We start from the raw sequence: 17,015 nt of genomic DNA on the forward strand, positions 1-17,015 counted from the left end.
GCGGACGGCCTGCGCGTGTGGGCCGACGCTCGCGCCCCACCCGCCCGGGCTCAGCGAAAGACGCCGATCAGCACGCCGCCGGCGACGACGAGCGCCGCCCCGGCTGCGAGCCTCGGCCCCACGAGCTCGTGGCGGCGCAGGAAGACCGCGGAGAGCCCCACTCCCCACAGGGACTCGGTGGCGACGAGCGGCGAGACGACGCTGAGCCGGCCGCGGTAGAACGCCTCGAACAGGCACACGTACGAGAGCCCGAACAGCAGCCCCGCCGGCACGTAGGCGGGGATCGCCCGCAGCGACAGCGGCCGCCGCGCCACGAGCAGCACGACGAGGATCGTGAGCGCGCCGGAGGTCAGCGTCGCGAGCGTGGCGAGCGCCGGCGAGACGCCGGTGTCGACCGAGAGCCAGCGCACGAACGTGTCGCGCAGAGCGAACACGAGCGCCGCGGCGAGCGCGAGCACGAGGCCGGTCGCCTTCACGTGCGCCGGGCGTCCGCGCTCGCCCGCAAGCAGGATACCGCCGCTCACGATCAGGACGGCACCGGCGACGATGCCGGCGACGACCGGCTCGCCGAGCAGCACGACGGCGAACAGCACCGCGAACAGCGGCGCCATTCCCACCGTGGCAGAGGTACGCGACGGTCCCGCGTCCCGCACCGCGAACGTGAACAGCAGCTGCGAGAGCCCCGGCCCGAGCACGCCGGCGAGCAGGAACGGCCACGTGCCCGCGATGTCCCAGCGGCCGACGACGATGGCGGCGGCGAGCGCGACGGCGAGCGCCGTGAGCACGGTCAGCAGCGCGCCGAGCAACGGGTCGTCACCGCGCGCCATCGCCGGGCGCAGCGCGACGGTCATCGAGCCGAACAGCAGCGCGGAGCCGAGTGCGAGCAGGACGGACATCAGGCGGCCCCGGGCCGCCCGACGAGGCGCCGCAGCGTCGCCGCCGCGGCGGGCTCGGCGAGCAGGATCCCTGCGAGCATGACGGCGCAGCCCGTCCACCCCAGCCAGCCGAGGCGCTCGGACAGCAGCGCCACGCCGAAGAGCGCCGCGAACGGCGCCTCCAGCGTGAACACGAGCGCGGCGCGCGCGGCCGTCGTCCGCGCCTGCACCCACGTCGCGACGAGGTATCCGAGCGCGCCCGCGAAGACACCGGTGACGGCGAGCGCGAACCACACCGACCGCTCGTGCGGCACGGAGAGCTCGCCGCGGGACACGGCGATGACCGTGAAGCCCACGCACGAGACGGCCATCTGCAGGAACGTGAGCGCCCGTGCGTCGTAGCGCGGCGCGAAGCGCTCCATCGACGCGATCTGGAACGACTGCGCGACCGCGTTTGCGAGCACGAGCAGGTTGCCGAGCGCGGAGCCGCCGGGCACGCCGTTCAGCAGCAGCAGCCCGACGAGCGCGAGCGCCACCCCCGTCCACGCGGCCGCCGGCACCGGCGTGCGGAACAGCACGAGCGCGATGACCGGGGTGAGCACGACGTAGAGCCCGGTGATGAAGCCCGTGCTCGAGACGGTGGTGAGCTCGAGCCCGGCCGTCTGCAGCCCGTAGGCTGCGGCCAGCAGCACGCCCGCGCCGAGGCCCGCGAGCACCCCGGCGCGCGGCAGGCGCAGCAGCGGCCGCAGCGCGAACGGCGCGAGCACGAGCGTCGAGATGCCGAAGCGCACGGCGAGGAAAGCGAACAGCGGGTAGAGCGCGACCGCGTTCTGCACGGGCACGAACGTGTAGCCCCAGATCGCGGTGACGGCGACGAGAGCGAGCAGCGGAGCGGTGTGGGCGCGGCGCATCCGCGCAGGCTACTGCGGGCACACCGGGGTACGCTTGAGGGGATGAGCGTCACCGACACGCTGGGCCGACCGCTCCGCGACCTCCGCATCTCCGTCACCGACCGGTGCAACTTCCGCTGCGTGTACTGCATGCCGAAGGAGGTGTTCGGACGCGGCTATCGCTTCATGGATCGAAAGGAGCTGCTCAGCTTCGAGGAGCTCGAGCGCCTCGCCCGCGCCTTCGCCGCGCACGGGGTCGAGAAGATCCGCATCACCGGCGGCGAGCCGTTGCTGCGCCGCGATCTCGAGGTGCTGGTCGAGCGGCTCGTCGCGATCGGCGGGCTCGACGTGGCGCTGACCACGAACGGCGCGCTGCTGCCGCAGAAGGCGGAGGCGCTCGCCCGCGCCGGGCTGCGCCGCGTCACGGTCAGCCTCGACTCGCTGGACGACGCCACGTTCCGAGCGATGAACGACGTCGGCTTCCCGGTCGCGCGCGTGCTCGAGGGCATCGACGCGGCGGCCGCGGCCGGACTCGCCGTCAAGGTGAACGCCGTCGTCAAGCGCAACGTCAACGAGCACCAGGTGCTCGAGCTCGCCCGCCACTTCCGCGGCAGCGGGCACATCCTGCGCTTCATCGAGTTCATGGACGTCGGCGCCACGAACGGCTGGCGGCTGGACGACGTCGTGCCCGCCGCCGAGATCGTGCGCACGCTCGACGAGGCCTTCCCGCTCGAGCCCGCCGAGGCGAACTACCGGGGCGAGGTGGCGCGGCGCTGGCGCTACCGGGACGGTGCGGGCGAGATCGGCGTCATCGCCTCGGTGACACAGCCGTTCTGCGGCGACTGCACGCGGGCGCGCATCTCCGCCGAGGGACGCCTGTACACCTGCCTGTTCGCCGTGAGGGGCCATGACCTGCGCGCGCTCGTGCGCTCCGGCGCGCCGGACGCGGCGCTGCACGAGGCGATCGGCCGTCTGTGGGCGCGGCGGAGCGACCGCTACTCGGAGATCCGCTCGCAGGGCACGGCCGACCTGCCCCGCGTCGAGATGTCGTACATCGGTGGATAGCGCATCCGCTGCGCGGCTGCGCCGAACGGGGCGGACGGACGCCGTCGCCGCGCGCCCGTCGACCGCCGGACTCCCCGGCGCGTGACCCGGGTCCCCGTCCCGGCTCGATAAGATCGGATATCTCGTGACGAGCTACACCGCAACGGTGAGCAGGCGCCTGCCGCGCGGCTGGGCCCATCTGGCACTCCAGCTCGCCTTCTGGATGGGGTTCTACGTCGCCTACCAGATCGTACGCGGGCTCGCGGACAGAGACATCGCGACGGCGTTCTGGAACGGCTTCCACGTGATTCGCCTCGAGCAGTGGATGGGAGCGCTGTTCGAGCCGGCGCTGCAGCGCCTCGTCGACTCGTCGGAGCTGCTGATCAAGGCGACCTCCTATACCTACTGGCTGTCGCAGTTCGCCGTCGTCGCGCTCGCGCTCCTGTGGGTGTACGTCAGGCACCACGACCGCTTCTTCGGCTTCCGCAACTGGCTCATCGCCGCCAATCTCGTCGGCCTCGCCGTCTACGCGCTCGTGCCGACGGCGCCGCCGCGCATGTTCCCCGAATGGGGCTTCGTGGACACGCTCGCGCGCTACTCGAGCATCAACCACGAGAGCGGGCTGATCGCGTACGCCTCGAACCCGTACGCGGCGATGCCGAGCCTCCACTCGATGGACGCGTTCATCGTCGGCGTCGTCATGTTCGGCGTCTGCCGCTCGCGGCTGGCGCGCACCCTCTGGCTCGTGTGGCCGGCCTGGGTGTGGTTCTCGGTGATCGGGACGGGCAACCACTACTGGCTCGACGTCGTCGCCGGCGTCCTGCTCGCGGTTGCGGCCGGCGTCGGGCTGTTTCGACGCGAGCTCTTCTCACGCTGGCGCACGGCCTCGCGGGCGTGAGCGAGAGCCCGCCCGGAGGGCCGCGGGTCAGCGAGCTCGACCGCGTCAAGCAGGAGTACACGCAGGCCGCGCGCCAGATCTTGCAGCGCTCGATGAGGGGCGTCGCGAAGACGAAGCTGACGCCCGACATGCTCACCCTCGCGGGTGTGACGCTCTGCATCGCCGCCGGCGTGCTCGTCGGGTTCGAGCAGCGCAACCCCAGGCTCTTCTTCTGGCTCGGCGGAATCCTGTTCGTCGTCGGGTCGGTCGCCGACATCCTCGACGGAGCGCTCGCACGCGCGGCGAGCAAGGGCACGGTCTTCGGCGCCTTCCTCGACTCGACGTTCGACCGCCTCGGCGAGGCCGCGATCCTGACGGCGATCGGGCTCTCGTTTGCCCGCTCCGACAACGACGCTGCCGTCGTCGCGACCTTCGCGGCGATCATCGGCTCGTTCCTCGTCAGCTACACGCGCGCGAAGGCGGAGGCGCTCGGCCTGCGCGGCGACGTCGGCTTCGGATCGCGCGTCGAGCGCGTCATCCTGATCTCGATCGGCCTCGGCCTCGCTCCGTGGGGCTGGCTCGAGTGGCCCGTCTACCTGCTCGCGGCGACGGCCTGGCTCACGGTCGTCCAGCGCATCCTGTTCGTGCGCAGGCAGCTGCGCGAGCTCGCCTCCATCCCGTAGCGACACGCACGCTCGTTCGCCGAGCCGCACGCGCGTGGCGACGGCCGGCCCCGGCGCGCCCGAAGGAACAGCCGGAATCAGCTATACTGCTAGCACTTTGTCTGCTAGCACTTCACAACGGAAGGGCGTCCTGGTCAGGGCGCCCTTCTCGCTGAAGAACGCCCTCGTCCGCGAGACGGCCCGGCGCGGGGCGAGCCTCAACGACGTCGCCGTCGGCATGCTCGCCGATGCGTTCGGCGTCCCGTACGTCCCCTCGGGCCGCCGGAGCCCGCTGCCGGGCTCGAGCCCGGTCGTCCTCCTGCGCATGCCGCCCGAGCTCAAGGACGCGATCCAGGCCGAGGCGTTCCGCGCCGGCTCCAACACCAACGACGTCATCCTCGCCGCGCTCTCCCGGGAGCTCGGAGTCCCCTTCGAATCCAATGCACGCCGGACCGTTCCCTTCGGGGGCGGCCGCGGAAAGGACACACCCATGGCTGCCAGCAACGGCTCCACGAACGGAAGCGCCCGCTCCAAGGACAAGGTGCGCGTCGCCATCATCGGCGTCGGCAACTGCGCCAACTCGCTGCTGCAGGGCGTCGAGTACTACAAGAGCGCCGACCGGGACGCGTTCGTCCCCGGGCTCATGCACGTCGACCTCGGCGGCTACCACATCTCCGACATCGAGTTCACCGCCGCCTTCGACGTCGTCAAGGGCAAGGTCGGCGAGGACCTCGCCGACGCCATGTGGGCGAAGCCGAACGACACGATCAAGTTCGCCGACGTCCCGAAGACCGGCATCAAGGTGTCGCGGGGGATGACGCACGACGGCATCGGCAAGTACCTCTCCCAGGTCGTCGAGAAGGCGCCGGGCGAGACCGCCGACATCGTCAAGATCCTCAGGGAGACGGGCACCGACGTCGTCGTCAACTACCTGCCGGTCGGCTCGGAGATGGCGGCGAAGTGGTACGCGGAGCAGATCCTCGAGGCCGGCTGCGCGATGGTCAACTGCATGCCGGTGTTCATCGCGCGCGAGCACTACTGGCAGAAGCGCTTCGAGGACGCCGGCCTGCCGATCATCGGCGACGACATCAAGTCGCAGGTCGGCGCCACCATCTCGCACCGCGTCCTCACGAGCCTGTTCCGCGAGCGCGGCGTGCACCTCGACCGCACGATGCAGCTCAACGTCGGCGGCAACTCCGACTTCATGAACATGCTGGAGCGGGAGCGCCTCGAGTCGAAGAAGATCTCGAAGACGAACGCCGTCACGTCGATGCTCGACTACGACCTCGGCGAGGGCAACGTCCACGTCGGCCCCTCCGACTACGTGCCGTGGCTGACCGACCGCAAGTGGGCGTACATCCGCATGGAGGGCACCGCATTCGGCGACGTGCCGCTCAACCTCGAGCTCAAGCTCGAGGTGTGGGACTCGCCGAACTCGGCCGGCATCGTCATCGACGCCGTCCGCCTCGCGAAGCTCGCGCTCAACAACGGCATCGCAGGCGCGCTCGAGGGGCCGTCGAGCTACCTGATGAAGTCGCCGCCGGTGCAGATCGTCGACAGCGAAGCGCGCGAGAGCACCGAGCGCTTCATCAAGCAGAACGCGCTCAAGCAGGAGAGAGCGGCGGCGAAGGAGTGAGGCGCTTCGGCCTGGCCAAGGTCTTCGGGACCGGGGGCGACGGCGATTCTTGTCGCCACCGCCCTCGTCCCGCTGGTCGCGGTCGCCCGTGCATCAGTCTTCGTCGAGAATGGCCTGAATCTCCTCCCGACTTGCTGGTCGGATAGTTCCCTCGACCTCGTCCGCCACGCAGTAGAGATCGCTGCTGCCGATCCCGAAAGCCGCATCCCGTTCGACGAGATACAGCGGGTTTGCCACCAGCCTTCGCCTGAGCTCGTCCGGGAGGTGCTCTTCGGGAGACGGGTCGGGGCGTTGATCCGTCATCGGAGCCTCAACAGTTGATCATTCGGTACGGGCTCGATGTTCCCCAGTATGAGTCGTGCCCACCCACCGAATGGAAGTGGATCAGTGCGCCAACCGTTCTCCAGCTGCGGATGGGCCGGTTCGCTGGGCAGCCGTAGGCTCCGGACCATGCAGTCCAGACGACGTTCCCATACCGACGGGTGGTGCTGCACGCCTGAAGAGGCCCTCCGTAGTCGAGACAGACCGACGCATCGGTCCACGCTATGTTGATGCACGCGGTGAAATCGATTGGCCCTTGAAGGACGCCGTTGAAGACGAAGCTCGGCGCCCAAGTATCCGTGTGGCATCCGAAGACCTCGCTCGCCGCCGGCGCCACTCCAGCGGCTCGGTTCAAGCCGTCCTTCCAACGCACTCTGACGTACGCCCCTAGCGAGCTCGCACCCTCCAGAATCGAGTCTCCGTCGATTCCCACGAGTTGAGCGCCCTCGCTCCCGCTCCGGCGTGGGTTGTCCTGGGCCGGTTGATGGTCGGCAGCCATCGCGCCGCCGACGCCGACGGGCAATGCCGCAAGCGCCGCAGACACTGCTGTCACGAGACTGTGGCGTCCGCGCATAGTCGACTCCTTCCCATTACCCGGCCCAACGCCGAGCTTGAGCGAGATGCCGCAGACTCAGCAACAGGTTACTCCGTCCGACATTGAGCTAGCAAGAGAACCTGCACCTCGAACCTGCTCGGCGTGGTCCTCTCACGGGCGACTGCCCCACTCCAGCATCGTCGGCCGTCCGATGCTCGACTACGACCTCGGCGAGGGCAACGTCCACGTCGGCCCCTCCGACTACGTGCCGTGGCTGACCGACCGCAAGTGGGCGTACATCCGCATGGAGGGCACCGCATTCGGCGACGTGCCGCTCAACCTCGAGCTCAAGCTCGAGGTGTGGGACTCGCCGAACTCGGCCGGCATCGTCATCGACGCCGTCCGCCTCGCGAAGCTCGCGCTCAACAACGGCATCGCAGGCGCGCTCGAGGGGCCGTCGAGCTACCTGATGAAGTCGCCGCCGGTGCAGATCGTCGACAGCGAAGCGCGCGAGAGCACCGAGCGCTTCATCAAGCAGAACGCGCTCAAGCAGGAGAATCGGCAGGCCGCTGCCAGGGCCTAGCCGGGCGTTGCCGCGGCCGGCTGCGGGTCGGCGAGCGACCCCGCCCTATCGGGTACGCGGGGCCGTCTCGTCCGCGACGAACCCGACCTGGCGGTGCGAGGCGTCGCAAAACGGCTTGTTCTTGGAGTGGCCGCAGCGGCAGAGCGCGACGGCGCTGCCGGGCGGAAGCTCGAACGGGACACCCGCGGCGTCGACGACGCGCACCGGCCCGCTGATCTTGTAGGGGCCGTTCTCCCGCACCTCGATCGTGGTCTCGCTCATCCGCCTGACTCTAGCGGCCGCCAGGGTGTCGGGGTGCGGGGAGGCACGCGGCGCCGGCACTACACTCGGACGAGCATGAGCCTGCGCATCTGCTTCGTGACGCCGTTCCCCTGGTCGCAGCCGCACGACGTGAACGAGCACGTCCGCGGCACCGCGGAGGCGCTTCGGCGCCGCGGCCACGCCGTGACCGTGATCGCGCCGTCCACCCGCGCCTCGGACCTGCTGCACGGGCGCCGAGCCCTGCAGCGCGGCGATCTCGGCGAGATCGTCGCGATCGGGGCGGCCGTGCCGGCGTCGCTGACCGACCGCATCGGCCTCCCGGTCGGCGTGCGCGCGAACCTCGCGGCGGCGCTCGCGATCGGCCGCTTCGACGTCGTGCACGGGGTCGAGCCGGGTCTGCCGAGCCTCTCCTATGCGGCCCTGCTCGAGGCGGAGACGCTCACGGCGGCCACGTTCTTCTCTCCCGACCGGCTCATGCTCGCCCGCAAGAACCAGCGCGCGAAGCTGCTCGCCCGCGTCGACGCCCTCCTCGCAACCTCGGCCGAGACCGCGAGGGCGGCGGCGAAGCAGTTCCGCGGCGACTACACCGTGATCCCCGTCGGTGTCGACGGCACGCGCTTCGCACCCGTCTGCAAGCGGCGGCTGATCGTCGTCGAGGCGACGTCGTCGGGCAGCGCCGTCGCTCGCTCGGTGCTGCGCGCACTCCGCGATCTGCCGGATTGGGAGCTGACGATGGCGCGCACGGCAGCGGTCACCCGTCGCCCCGCCATCCCCCCCACCCTGCGCCACCGCGTGCACGTGCGGTCGGCGACGAGGCCGGAGGCACGGCGGGCGCTGCTCGCCGAGGCTTCCATCTTCGTGCCGGCGCCCGGGGGGAGCGAGCGGCTGCGGCTCGAGGCCGGTGCCTGTGGGTGCGCGCCGGCCGAGCCGGCCGGGCTGTCGGGCCAGCCCGAGCTCGCGGGCGCGGCGGTCGCCCGCCTCGTCGAGGACGCCGGCTTGCGCGCCCGTCTCGGCGACGAGGCGCGGGGGCGCGCGATCGAGTGCTCCTTCGACCGGGTGGCCGAGCAGCTCGAAGAGGTCTACGAATCGGTGGCGAGCCGGCGGCGCCCCGCGCGGATCGGGGCCGCCGACCCGCTCGGCGACCGCGACTGGATCGTCGCCGACCTGCACATGCACACGCGCTGGTCGCACGACTGCTCGATCGACCCGCAGGCGCTCGTCGACCATGCGGAGGCAGAGGGCCTGGGCGCCATCGCCGTCACCGACCACAACGTGTTCGGCGGTGCTCTCGAGACCGTCGACCTCGCGCGCGGCCGTGACCTGGTCGTGATTCCGGGCGAGGAGGTGAAGACCGATGTCCAGGGCGAGGTGATCGGGCTCTTCCTACGCGAGGAGATCCCGCGCGGGATGACGTTCGCGGAGACGGTGGCGGCGATCCGCGAGCAGGAGGGCATCGTCTACGTGCCGCACCCCTTCGACCGCATGCACGCGATCCCGTCGCCCTCCACGCTGCAGCGCCATCTGCACGAGATCGACGTGCTCGAGGTCTACAACGCCCGCCTCCTGTTCGAGACCTACAACGACGAGGCGCTCCGCTTCGCGCGCAAGTACGGCCTCCTCGCGGGCGCCGGGTCGGACGCGCACGTGCTCCAGGGGGTCGGCACGGGCGTGCTGCGCATGCGCCGCTTCGACGGGCCCGAGGAGTTCCTCCTGTCGCTGCGGACGGCCGAGGTGCTGCGCCGTCCGAAGTCGCTCGCGTACCTGCAGTCGCTCAAGTGGGTGGCCCAGGTCAAGGAGAAAGTCCGCTAGGGCAGAAGTTGGGGGAGCCTCCCGTGACCGCTGCCGTGCCCACCGACGAGATCTTCGAGCGCTATCTGCGGAAGGCGATCGGCGAGATCAACGAGCTGCACGACGAGCTCCTCGCCCTCGCCGACGAGACGCACGTGCCCGTGCTCGGCTCCGGCCATCCGCTCGGCGACGTGTTCCTGCTCAAGCACAGGCCGCAGCAGGCGGAGATCAGCGAAGGCGTCGCCTTCTTCGGCCGCGCCGGGAACGCGCTGCTGAAGTCGCTGCAGCGGCTCGGCGTCGACCCGCTCGCCGTGTACGGCACGAACTGCCTCAAGTTCGGCACCGAGGACGCCGAGCAGGCGGCGCCGTGGCTTGCGCGCGAGCTGCACATCGTGCAACCGAAGCTCGTCGTGGTGATGGGCGAGGCGGCCGTCTCGTTCCTCAACGATCTGCGCTTCCCGCTCGCCGACCCGCTCGATGCAGGCACGCCGGGCGTGGTGCAGCGTTTCACGCCGACGATCGGCGCGATCGTGACGCCCGGCATCGACGAGTCGCTGGACGAGCAGGATGCGAAGAACGCGTTCTGGAACGCGTTCAGGGCGCTCGGCCCGTGGTGGGCGGAGCTTCCCCCCTATTGAACCGGCCTCGCGCACTCGGGCTCGTGGGGCTGCTGGCCGCCCTCGCCGTCTGGGACGCGAGCGCCGGAGCGCTCCCGAACGTCGGGGAGTGGCTCGACGTGGGTGTCGTCTCGCTGCTGCTGATGCCGGCGACGTTCCTCGCCGCCTGGGCTGCGCTGCCGCTTGCATCTGCCCGCGGTCTCGTCGCCGTCGCGGCGGCGCTCGGCGTGCTGTCGCTGCTGCTCGACCTCGCGGGCATGGGCGCGCTCTTCAACGTGGCGAAGCTGCTGGCGCTGACGCTCGCGGGCTTCTGGTTCCTGCAGCTGTTCGAGGCACTGTCGTGGGTGGTGCTCGTGTCGCTGATCGTGCCGTGGGTCGACATCCTCTCCGTGTGGCGCGGGCCGACCGACTACGTCATCAGCGAGCAGCCGGGCCTGTTCGACCGGATCTCGATCGCCTTCCGGCTCCCGGGCGAGGAGGGCTCCGCCAACATCGGGCCGCCCGACATCCTCTTCTTCGCGCTCTTCCTCGCGACCGCGGCGCGCTTCGGCCTCCGCGTCGGCTGGACGTGGCTCGGCATGGCCGGCCTGCTGGCGCTGACGCTGATCGGCACGACGGCGTTCGCTGTCGACGGGCTTCCGGCACTGCCCGCGATCGCCCTCGGCTTCCTGCTCCCGAACCTCGACCTCTTGTGGAGAGCGTGGCGCGGGCGCGGGCTGGAGACGTCGAGCGGCTGAAGGCGACGGGGGACGGCGCTCGATGCGGACACGCGAGGCGCGCGCGGCGGGCGAGCCGGGGCCCGCTACGGGGCCACGACGCCGGCGCGCCGCTCGAGCAGGCTCACGGACTCGATGTGCGGCGTGTGCGGGAACATGTCGACCGGGCGGCAGCGCAGCAGCTCATAGCCGAACTCGTCGCGCAGCAGCGCGAGATCGGATGCGAGCGTGGTCGGGTTGCAGGAGACGTAGACGACGCGCGGCGCCTCGAGAGCGGCCATGCGGCGCAGCGCCTTGCCGGCGAGCCCGGCACGCGGCGGGTCGACGACGACGACGTCGGGCTGCCCGGCGCGCTCGCGCAGCTCCTCCAGCGCGAGCGACACGTTGCCGGCGAAGAAGGCGGCGTTCGTGATCCCGTTCAGCTCCGCGTTCTCGATCGCGCACGCGACCGACTCCTCGGAGATCTCGACACCCCACACGGTGAGCGCCTGTGCTGCGAGCGCGAGGCCGATCGTGCCGGTGCCGCAGTACAGGTCGTAGACGGTCTCGCCGCCCGTGAGCCCGGCGAACGCGCGCGTGATCTCGTACAACGTCTCCGCCATCTCGGTGTTCGTCTGCAGGAAGGCGTTCGGCCGCACGCGGAAGCGCAGCCCGAGGATCTCCTCCTCGATCGCATCCTCGCCCCACAGCAGCGTGGTCGGCAGCGTGGTCACCTCGGCAGGCGTGTCGTTCACCGCCCAATGGATGGAGCGCACTTCGGGGAAGCGCCTCAGCACCTCGACGAGGTACTCCTCCTCGAACTTCCGCCCCTTCGCCGTCACGAGCTGCACGAGCATCTGTCCCGTGTTGCGCCCCTCGCGCAGCACGAGGTGCCGGAGGTAGCCGGTCTGGGCTGCCTGGTCGTACGCCTCGAGCTTCTCCTCGCGCGCCCACGCCTGCACGGCGTCGCGGACGCGGTTGCCGGCATCGGTGGTGAGCAGGCAGACGTCGACCGGCAGCACCTCGTCCCAGCGGCCCGCGCGGTGGAAGCCGAGCGATGGCCCGTCGGCGCTGCGCGTGAACGAGTACTCGAGCTTGTTGCGGTAGTGGTACTGCGACGCGGCCGGCACGATCGGCTCGAGCGGCGGCTCGGCGAAGCCGCCGAGTCGCACGAGCGCGTCCCGCACCTGAGCCTCCTTGGCCGCGATCTGGCGCTCGTAGGCGTAGTCCTGGAAGCGGCAGCCGCCGCAACGGCCGAAGTGCGGGCAAGGCGCCTCGACCCGGTCGGCGCTCGCAGCGAGCACCTCCTCGGCGACCGCCTCGGCGAACCCGCGCTTCACCCTGGTGACGCGCGCGCGCACCGTGTCGCCGGGCAGCCCGCGCCGCACGAAGACGACGAAGCCGTCGAGACGCGCGACGCCGTTGCCGCCGTAGGCGAGCGAGTCGACGTGGAGCTCGAGCTCCTCTCCTCTGGCGACGGGGGCGCCCATCAGGGAACGCAGGGTAGCGGCGGGCTGCGCGCCCGGATCGGGCAGCCGGCGCTACGCGAGCACGCTGACGTACACGGAGCGCCTCCGCGGCCCGTCGAACTCGCAGAAGAAGATCCCCTGCCAGGTGCCGAGCGCGAGCTCGCCGTCGTCGCGCAGCGGGACGAGGACGCTCGGCCCCATGAACGCCGCCCGTATGTGGGTGGGGGCGTTCTCCTCGCCCTCCTCGACGTGCTGCCAGGGCCAGTCCGCGGGCACGATGCGCTCGAGCGCGCTCTCGAAGTCGCGCGCCACCGCCGGGTCGGCGTGCTCGTTGATCGTGACGCCGGCGGTCGTATGCGGCACGTACACGAGCACGGCGGAGCCGGCCGCTCCCGCAACCGCCTCGCGTACGGCGCTCGTGATGTCGACGAGCTGGCTCTGCCGCTCGGTGCGAACGTGGAGCTCGTGCACCGCGCCCCCTACAGGGCGCCGCCGGCCGCGGGGGGCGCGCCGGCCTCGAGCGGGTTCGCGGCGCTCGACTCGCGCGCGAGGTAGTCCTCGACGAGCATGATGTTGTCGCGCAGCCGCTCCATCACCTGGAGCAAGGCGGACATGGAGGAGATCTCCTCCCGCTGCTCCTGCAGGAACCAGTGCATGAACTGCTCGGCGACGAGGTCGCCCTCCTCGCGGGCGGTCAGCGCCAGCTGCGAGATCTGGGCGGTCACGCGCTTCTCCTGGTCGAGCGCGAGCGCGACGGGCGCGACGAGGTCGTCGAACCGGTTCCGAGGCGCGGCGACGGCGGGAATCGTGACCTCGTCGCCGGCGTCGAGAAGGTACTGCACCATCATCATCGCGTGGTTGCGTTCCTCGACCGCCTGCCGGTAGAAGTGCGCCGCGAGCTGGGGCAGCGTCTGTGCGTCGTAGTGGACGGCAATCGCGACGTACTGCTGCGACGCGGCAAACTCGTACGCGATCTGCTCGTTGAGTCTCTCGTGGAAGGTGGGCATGAGAGGGAATCTACCTTCCCACGCGTGGCGCCAGGCTCACGCCCGGCGGGGAGCTCTAGGCGGCCGACCCCTCGAGATCGGCCGGCGCCGATCCGAGCTGGATCTTGCGCGGCTTGGCCTCCTCGGGCTTGGGCACGTGGATCTCGACGACGCCGTCCTTGTACGTGGCGGAGATCCTCGACTCGTCGACGCCCTGAGGCAGGCCGACGGCGCGGCTGAACGAGCCGAAGCGGCGCTCGAAGCGGTAGTAGCGATCGCTCGACTGCTCCTCCTCGCGCGTGCGCTCGGCCGAGACGGTGAGCGTGTCGTCGGCGACCTCGATCTGGATCGCCTCCTCCGGCACGCCCGGCAGGTCGAACGCGTAGACGAGCTCGGACTCGTTCTCCCACACGTCGAGCGCGGGCACCCACGACTGCATGGTGCGGCCGTTGCCCTCGACGAGCCCGTTCACGTACCTGCTCAGCTCGCTCTGCAGCGAGGCCAACTCCCTGAAGGGTTCCCAGCGAACCAGCGTTGCCACTGTGGTCCTCCTTGGTCGTACGAATTATCTACAACCGCATTATGAAATCTATGTCTGATCTTGTCAAGTCCTCGTGCCCTAGCATTCACGTATGGCGGGGATCCCCGACACGCTCAAGGGACGGAGCTACACGCGCGTCTCCGACTGGTCGCGGGAGGAGCTGCGGACCGCGCTCGACCTCGCCGACGAGCTGAAGCAGGAGCGGGTGCGGCGCAAGGAGCTGCGCGTGCTGCCGGGGCGCACGATCGGCCTCATCTTCCACAAGCCCTCGACGAGGACGCGAGTCGGCTTCGAGGTCGGCATCGCCGAGCTCGGCGGCATGGCGCTCTACCTTCCCGCCGCGGACCTGCAGCTCGCACGCGGCGAGAGCTACCGCGACACGGCGCTCGTGCTGTCGCGCTTCCTGTCGGCGCTGATGATCCGCACGTTCGACCAGGCGGAGGTGGACGAGTTCGCCACCTACGCGTCGATCCCGGTCATCAACGGCCTCACCGATCTCGCCCATCCCCTGCAGGCACTTGCCGACGCGATGACGATCCGCGAGCGCTTCGGCCGCCTCGAGGGCATCCGCCTCGCCTACCTCGGGGACGGCAACAACGTCTGCCACTCGCTGCTGCGGCTGGGAGGCCGCTTCGGCATGCACGTGACGGCGGCGTGCCCGCCCGGGTACGAGCCGGACGCGGGCATCGTCGCGGCCGCGCGAGCCGATGCCGAGGCCGCCGGCGGCAGCGTGCGCGTGGTCGGCGACCCGCTCGAGGGAGCCGAGCAGGCGGACGTGCTGTACACGGACGTGTGGACGAGCATGGGGCAAGAGGCCGAGCGCGAGCAGCGGCGCCGGGATCTCGAGCGCTTCCGCCTCGACGGCGAGCTCCTCTCCGTCGCGGCGCCGGAGGCGATCGCGATGCACTGCCTGCCGGCGCACGTCGGGGAGGAGATCGCCGAGGACGTGTTGTACGGGCCGCGCTCGCTCGTCTGGGATCAGGCCGAGAACCGCCTCCACACCCAGAAGGCGGTCATGGCGCTCGTCATTCGATGAGCTTCGAGCAGCATGTTCGCGCGGCGCTCGACTCGCTGCCGCCGCGTCTCGCCGCCGCGCTCGACAACGTCGCCGTGGTGATCGAGGACGAACACGCGGACGACCCCGACCTGTTCGGCCTCTACGAGGGCGTGCCGCTGCCGGAGCGCGGCGACATGGCGGGCGAGTTGCCCGACCGCATCACCATCTTCCGGCTGCCGCTGGAGGAGGAGTTCCCCGATCCGGTCGATCTCGAACGTGAGATCCGCGTCACGGTGCTCCACGAGCTCGGTCACTATTTCGGGCTCGACGAGGAACGCCTGGCGGAGCTCGGCTACGAGTGATGCGGACGTCCGCGCAGCCCGAACGTTGCGTTTGCGTTCAGGCGTGTGGCGGAGGAATGTCCGGCTCGGGCCGAGCGTTGACCCGGGCATGAACACGATCGCGAACATCCACGCGGAAATCGAACAGCTCAGCAAGCAACGCGCCAAGCTCTGGCATCGACTCTCCGAGGGGCGCGACCCCGCGGCCGCCGAGGAGATCAAGACGCTCCAGGCGAAGCTGGACGAGCTCTGGGTCGCCCACCGGCAGGAGCGTGCCCGCATCCGCTTCGGCGAGCGCGAGCAGATCGTCAAGCGCGCGCGCGCCGAGGAGCGGCTCGAGCGCGCGGCCTAGAAAGCGGCAGGGTCGGGCGCGCGGCCGCCGTAGACTGACCCGGTGGCTTTCAGGCGTCGCGAGCATCCGGGGAGCGTCGAGGACGAACGCGAGGCGCTGCGGGCGCAGCGTCTCGCGCTGGACGAGCTGAAGCGCGAGCTGGCCGAGCGCGTGCGCGCGGTGCGCGAGCGGGAGGCGTATCTGGAGCGTGCGCTCGCAGACATCGGCAGCGGCCCGATCGCCGAGGACGCGCAGGCCTCCCCGCCCTCTCCCGCCGCGGATGACGGGGTTGCCGCGCGCGAGGCCGAGATCGCCGCGCGCGAGCGGGCGCCCACGGCGGCGGCGAACGACCAGGGCGACGACCGGCTCGCGCGCATCGAGGCGCGGCTCGCGGAGCTCGCAGAGGCGGAGAAGCTGTTCCTGCGCACACGCGACGAGCTCGCCGCACGCAGCGAGGCGGTGGCGGCGCGCGAGCGTCTCGTCGCCCAGCGCGAGCGCGAGCTCGACGAGCGCGACGCCGGAGCCGGAGCCGCATGGACGCAGCCCGAGCTGACGGAGATGGAGGCGCGCCTGCGCCGCCTCGAGCAGCAGCGTCGAGAGCAGGAGCTCGGGTTCTCCGGCGGCCTGCGCCGGCTGCAGCAGCACGGCACGCGCCCGCGCGCGGACGAGTAGCCGGAGCGCCGGACGTCGCCGCCTGGCTCTACACTTCGCGCAGACGGGGCGTTAGCTCAGTTGGGAGAGCACCAGCTTTGCAAGCTGGGGGTCGCCGGTTCGAGCCCGGCACGCTCCATCCGAGTTCAAGCCGAAAGTCCTGCTAATCGGGCGTTTTGCGGCATGCACACGTGGGCACTGTTTCCGCTCGAGACCGCTGAAATCGGCCCCTTCTGGTGTGGGACTTCCCCACAGATTCCCCCACAGCGGACGGTTGTCCTCATTGGGATCCGGCTGGTGGCGGTATCCCCAAGGTCGGCACAGATCTTGCGAGCGAGGCGGAAGTCGATCTCACGGTGGCGCGGAACGGCTGTCGAACGTTCAGGGTCGTAACCCCAGAGGCTGTGGTTGCCACCCTCTCGGAGGAGGCGCGCTCCATGGTCGCTGAGGTGGCGTTCGAGGTCGCGACGCTTCACGCGCCGATGACGAGCTCCAGACGCTCGCTGTCGACGCCGGCTGGCAACTCGGCATGGCCGCCGAACCGCAGCTCGAGGATCGCCCGAAGGGCATCGACGACGTTCGCTCGCGCCTCCTCGCGTGTCCGGCCCTGGCTGTGAGCGCCGGGGACCTCAGGGATCGAGGCCACGATCCAGCCGTCTTCACCATCCTCGAACACGATCGTGATCTGAAGCGACTCGCTCATGCGAGCACGGTAGCTGAGTCTCAATCGAGCCGCGAAAGGCGCTCTGCGGTGTCGGCCCGCTCGAGGTAGGCGTCGACGAGCGCCAGGCCACGTCCCGTCAAGTGGTGTACGACGTTGACTGCGTCATCCTCGCTTGACGTTTATGCGGCTGCGGCGATGGCGATCACCTCCTTGGGTTCGTCGGCCGGCGGCTCGGTGCGCGCTTTGGCGAT

The 17,015-nt window shown here is 70.6% G+C and carries 20 protein-coding genes, 1 tRNA gene and 1 pseudogene; 13 read left to right on the forward strand and 9 right to left on the reverse strand.

Annotation, left to right across the window (positions count from 1 at the left end; translation table 11 throughout):
* Window positions 1-50: 50 nt before the first annotated feature.
* Together Gocc_RS12580 and Gocc_RS12585 are read right to left on the reverse strand one after the other, a co-directional pair.
* Window positions 51-896 carry a DMT family transporter gene (locus Gocc_RS12580; protein ID WP_114796916.1) on the reverse strand — a complete coding sequence of 282 codons (846 nt, stop codon included), beginning with the start codon at window positions 894-896 and terminating at the stop codon, window positions 51-53.
* A complete protein-coding gene (locus tag Gocc_RS12585; RefSeq protein WP_114796917.1) occupies window positions 896-1,786 on the reverse strand; it encodes a DMT family transporter in 891 nt (296 codons plus the stop codon). The genes Gocc_RS12580 and Gocc_RS12585 overlap by 1 nt, the downstream gene beginning before the upstream one ends.
* A gap of 12 nt (window positions 1,787-1,798) precedes the next feature.
* On the opposite strand from Gocc_RS12585, the gene moaA reads away from it, so the two are divergent.
* From moaA to Gocc_RS12605, 4 genes are all read left to right on the forward strand, one after another.
* Complete coding sequence (gene moaA, locus Gocc_RS12590) at window positions 1,799-2,830, forward strand: GTP 3',8-cyclase MoaA (RefSeq protein WP_422717997.1); 1,032 nt, start codon at window positions 1,799-1,801, stop codon at window positions 2,828-2,830.
* Between the two features lie 145 nt (window positions 2,831-2,975).
* A complete protein-coding gene (locus tag Gocc_RS12595; protein ID WP_147281294.1) occupies window positions 2,976-3,707 on the forward strand; it encodes a phosphatase PAP2 family protein in 732 nt (243 codons plus the stop codon).
* Window positions 3,704-4,369: a CDP-alcohol phosphatidyltransferase family protein gene (locus Gocc_RS12600; RefSeq protein ID WP_114796920.1), complete on the forward strand. Its 666-nt coding sequence runs from the start codon at window positions 3,704-3,706 to the stop codon at window positions 4,367-4,369. Before Gocc_RS12595 ends, Gocc_RS12600 begins: the two co-directional genes overlap by 4 nt.
* Window positions 4,370-4,838: 469 nt before the next feature.
* Window positions 4,839-5,984, forward strand: a complete 1,146-nt coding sequence (locus Gocc_RS12605; protein WP_114796946.1) for an inositol-3-phosphate synthase — start codon at window positions 4,839-4,841, stop codon at window positions 5,982-5,984.
* A gap of 93 nt (window positions 5,985-6,077) precedes the next feature.
* On the opposite strand, the gene Gocc_RS16310 is transcribed toward Gocc_RS12605, so the two are convergent.
* Window positions 6,078-6,221 (reverse strand): hypothetical protein, encoded by a 144-nt coding sequence (locus Gocc_RS16310; RefSeq protein ID WP_181813653.1) that lies wholly within the window; start codon window positions 6,219-6,221, stop codon window positions 6,078-6,080.
* Between the two features lie 833 nt (window positions 6,222-7,054).
* Here Gocc_RS16310 and Gocc_RS12615 point away from each other — a divergent pair.
* Window positions 7,055-7,423: pseudogene (locus tag Gocc_RS12615) on the forward strand (inositol-3-phosphate synthase); the annotation flags it as partial.
* A 45-nt stretch (window positions 7,424-7,468) separates the two neighbouring features.
* On the opposite strand, the gene Gocc_RS12620 reads toward Gocc_RS12615, so the two are convergent.
* On the reverse strand, window positions 7,469-7,684 hold the full coding sequence (locus tag Gocc_RS12620; protein WP_114796922.1) for a CDGSH iron-sulfur domain-containing protein: 216 nt from the start codon (window positions 7,682-7,684) through the stop codon (window positions 7,469-7,471).
* 75 nt (window positions 7,685-7,759) lie between these two features.
* Between Gocc_RS12620 and Gocc_RS12625 the strand changes: the two genes are divergently transcribed.
* Genes Gocc_RS12625 through Gocc_RS12635 form a run of 3 tightly spaced genes read left to right on the forward strand, consistent with a single transcriptional unit; the run spans window position 7,760 to window position 10,826 of the window.
* A complete protein-coding gene (locus Gocc_RS12625; protein ID WP_114796923.1) occupies window positions 7,760-9,493 on the forward strand; it encodes a glycosyltransferase in 1,734 nt (577 codons plus the stop codon).
* Between the two features lie 23 nt (window positions 9,494-9,516).
* Window positions 9,517-10,110, forward strand: a complete 594-nt coding sequence (locus Gocc_RS12630; RefSeq protein WP_220150609.1) for a uracil-DNA glycosylase family protein — start codon at window positions 9,517-9,519, stop codon at window positions 10,108-10,110.
* Window positions 10,107-10,826, forward strand: coding sequence for a hypothetical protein (locus Gocc_RS12635; protein ID WP_114796924.1), 720 nt, complete (start codon window positions 10,107-10,109; stop codon window positions 10,824-10,826). Before Gocc_RS12630 ends, Gocc_RS12635 begins: the two co-directional genes overlap by 4 nt.
* A 65-nt stretch (window positions 10,827-10,891) precedes the next feature.
* Here the strand turns inward: Gocc_RS12635 and rlmD are convergent, their stop codons facing one another.
* From rlmD to Gocc_RS12655, 4 genes are read right to left on the reverse strand one after another with little or no spacing between them, the layout of a single operon-like run.
* Entirely contained in the window at window positions 10,892-12,274 is a 1,383-nt protein-coding gene (gene rlmD / locus Gocc_RS12640; RefSeq protein ID WP_114796925.1) for a 23S rRNA (uracil(1939)-C(5))-methyltransferase RlmD, read from the reverse strand.
* Window positions 12,275-12,325: 51 nt separating this feature from the next.
* A complete protein-coding gene (locus Gocc_RS12645) occupies window positions 12,326-12,724 on the reverse strand; it encodes a secondary thiamine-phosphate synthase enzyme YjbQ (RefSeq protein ID WP_114796926.1) in 399 nt (132 codons plus the stop codon).
* Window positions 12,725-12,732: 8 nt separating this feature from the next.
* Window positions 12,733-13,260 carry a ferritin gene (locus tag Gocc_RS12650; RefSeq protein ID WP_114796927.1) on the reverse strand — a complete coding sequence of 176 codons (528 nt, stop codon included), beginning with the start codon at window positions 13,258-13,260 and terminating at the stop codon, window positions 12,733-12,735.
* Window positions 13,261-13,315: 55 nt separating this feature from the next.
* Complete coding sequence (locus Gocc_RS12655) at window positions 13,316-13,780, reverse strand: Hsp20/alpha crystallin family protein (protein ID WP_147281295.1); 465 nt, start codon at window positions 13,778-13,780, stop codon at window positions 13,316-13,318.
* A 91-nt stretch (window positions 13,781-13,871) separates the two neighbouring features.
* Here Gocc_RS12655 and argF point away from each other — a divergent pair, with 91 nt between their 5' ends.
* The 5 genes from argF to Gocc_RS12680 all read left to right on the forward strand — a co-directional run bounded on the left by argF (window position 13,872) and on the right by Gocc_RS12680 (window position 16,239).
* Window positions 13,872-14,816 (forward strand): ornithine carbamoyltransferase, encoded by a 945-nt coding sequence (gene argF / locus Gocc_RS12660; protein WP_114796929.1) that lies wholly within the window; start codon window positions 13,872-13,874, stop codon window positions 14,814-14,816.
* Window positions 14,813-15,139, forward strand: a complete 327-nt coding sequence (locus Gocc_RS12665) for a metallopeptidase family protein (protein WP_114796930.1) — start codon at window positions 14,813-14,815, stop codon at window positions 15,137-15,139. The genes argF and Gocc_RS12665 overlap by 4 nt, the downstream gene beginning before the upstream one ends.
* An 88-nt stretch (window positions 15,140-15,227) precedes the next feature.
* Entirely contained in the window at window positions 15,228-15,470 is a 243-nt protein-coding gene (locus tag Gocc_RS12670; RefSeq protein WP_114796931.1) for a DUF2630 family protein, read from the forward strand.
* A 42-nt stretch (window positions 15,471-15,512) separates the two neighbouring features.
* Window positions 15,513-16,121: a hypothetical protein gene (locus Gocc_RS12675; RefSeq protein WP_114796932.1), complete on the forward strand. Its 609-nt coding sequence runs from the start codon at window positions 15,513-15,515 to the stop codon at window positions 16,119-16,121.
* A 45-nt stretch (window positions 16,122-16,166) separates the two neighbouring features.
* Window positions 16,167-16,239: transfer RNA gene (locus Gocc_RS12680), tRNA-Ala, on the forward strand.
* Between the two features lie 333 nt (window positions 16,240-16,572).
* Here Gocc_RS12680 and Gocc_RS12690 read toward each other — a convergent pair.
* Window positions 16,573-16,803 (reverse strand): type II toxin-antitoxin system HicB family antitoxin, encoded by a 231-nt coding sequence (locus Gocc_RS12690; RefSeq protein WP_181813654.1) that lies wholly within the window; start codon window positions 16,801-16,803, stop codon window positions 16,573-16,575.
* Between the last annotated feature and the right edge of the window lie 212 nt (window positions 16,804-17,015).

It is taken from the genome of Gaiella occulta (genome assembly GCF_003351045.1).
Taxonomy (GTDB): domain Bacteria; phylum Actinomycetota; class Thermoleophilia; order Gaiellales; family Gaiellaceae; genus Gaiella; species Gaiella occulta.

What these genes read in the sequence shown, in the direction of transcription:
- Gocc_RS12580 (WP_114796916.1), bottom strand. Translation starts at nt 896, where the DNA reads ATGTCCGTCCTGCTCGCACTCGGCTCCGCGCTGCTGTTCGGCTCGATG.
- Gocc_RS12620 (WP_114796922.1), bottom strand. Translation starts at nt 7,684, where the DNA reads ATGAGCGAGACCACGATCGAGGTGCGGGAGAACGGCCCCTACAAGATC.
- Gocc_RS12650 (WP_114796927.1), bottom strand. Translation starts at nt 13,260, where the DNA reads ATGCCCACCTTCCACGAGAGACTCAACGAGCAGATCGCGTACGAGTTT.
- Gocc_RS12585 (WP_114796917.1), bottom strand. Translation starts at nt 1,786, where the DNA reads ATGCGCCGCGCCCACACCGCTCCGCTGCTCGCTCTCGTCGCCGTCACC.
- Gocc_RS12665 (WP_114796930.1), top strand. Translation starts at nt 14,813, where the DNA reads ATGAGCTTCGAGCAGCATGTTCGCGCGGCGCTCGACTCGCTGCCGCCG.
- Gocc_RS12690 (WP_181813654.1), bottom strand. Translation starts at nt 16,803, where the DNA reads ATGAGCGAGTCGCTTCAGATCACGATCGTGTTCGAGGATGGTGAAGAC.
- Gocc_RS12670 (WP_114796931.1), top strand. Translation starts at nt 15,228, where the DNA reads ATGAACACGATCGCGAACATCCACGCGGAAATCGAACAGCTCAGCAAG.
- Gocc_RS12625 (WP_114796923.1), top strand. Translation starts at nt 7,760, where the DNA reads ATGAGCCTGCGCATCTGCTTCGTGACGCCGTTCCCCTGGTCGCAGCCG.
- rlmD (WP_114796925.1), bottom strand. Translation starts at nt 12,274, where the DNA reads ATGGGCGCCCCCGTCGCCAGAGGAGAGGAGCTCGAGCTCCACGTCGAC.
- argF (WP_114796929.1), top strand. Translation starts at nt 13,872, where the DNA reads ATGGCGGGGATCCCCGACACGCTCAAGGGACGGAGCTACACGCGCGTC.
- Gocc_RS12605 (WP_114796946.1), top strand. Translation starts at nt 4,839, where the DNA reads ATGGCTGCCAGCAACGGCTCCACGAACGGAAGCGCCCGCTCCAAGGAC.